Genomic DNA, 1,141 nt, shown 5'->3' with positions numbered 1-1,141 from the left:
TGGAGTAAAGTTCAGTGGATTTATGTCATCTGCGACAGTCACTTTATTTGATAAAAAGCCTGTCGTTGTTTTACCAAGCGGGTCATTGAAATCGTTTCTCGCGGGAAAAGATAAAAAAACCCGCAAACAGCGTCATAATCTGAGAGTAGCTTTTAACAAAGAGTTAGTAGTTTTAAGGCACATGCATCTTGTATACTTACGCAATATTTGTAAAAGTATGTTTACGGTAACTGCTGGTCGATTGTATTGTAGTCAATACCTAGTGGAAAGTTTAATCGTGCAACAGACAGGAGATCCAGCTTTATTCTATTTTCTTATAAAAGCTTCTTGCATATTGACTTGTGCACAGTTGTGCAATAATGCTGCAGTGTGGCGCAGCATTTTTTATAATAATTATTTTTTATTAGATGCAAGTTCATTGGACAATGTTGTTATAGAACTTATAGGTTGTATGCAGCCTGGTAGTGCAACTCGGTTAAGAGTGTGTGTTCCTGTTGTTTATGAGAAGTATATGCGCTCTAAACCTAGGATACTACGTGATCCACAGTATTTTCGAAGATTACTGTCTCTGTTATGTCGGCTTGTCAATATGAGGTTATGTGTTTCTGGAATTTCTGAGCAAGTATTGGATTTTGCAATAGTAAATGTTAGTTCTATGTTTGGTTGTATGTATTTAAATTATGCAAATGTTGTAGGACTCCCGGTTGAGACTGACATTGACGAAATAATTAGTAATATAAAATCGAATAACCTTAAGAAAGGAGTTTTGGGAAGGCAATGTTTTTTATTGTTTATACAGTTTAGCAATATATATGGTGTAGTTCTTAATGATACTAGTACAATGCAAATATGTGGTATGGATTTTCCACCGATACTTGTGCAACAATGTTCTGAACACTTTACTAGTCAAGTTGCAAGTGCTATTGCTTCTGGTAGTATGGGTTTTCATGTTGTCATGCAGAATATATCTATGCGGTTGTGTGCGCTGGTCGATAGAATGAGTATAGCGGCTTGTGAGGAAGAGATAAGTGCATATGCTGAAATATATGATAGGATGATAAAGGGTTCTAATGTTGGTGAAGATAAAGGACAGCAAAGATAGATGTTTGTATAAAATAAATGTGGTTCTACAAAATTAAGG

Annotated in this window: 1 protein-coding gene; it reads left to right on the top strand. The window is 35.5% G+C overall.

Translation table 11 applies throughout. From position 1 onward, the window contains the following. Nucleotides 1-1,102, top strand: a 1,102-nt coding sequence (locus DRF75_RS05000) for a DUF3514 domain-containing protein (RefSeq protein WP_205745112.1), incomplete at its 5' end; no start/stop codon positions are given. Nucleotides 1,103-1,141 lie beyond the last annotated feature (39 nt).

Source organism: Ehrlichia minasensis (assembly GCF_004181775.1).
In the GTDB taxonomy this organism is placed as follows: Bacteria; Pseudomonadota; Alphaproteobacteria; order Rickettsiales; family Anaplasmataceae; genus Ehrlichia; species Ehrlichia minasensis.
Note: the sequence above shows the minus strand (reverse complement) of the source record. Positions and strands in the feature narration are given on the sequence as shown.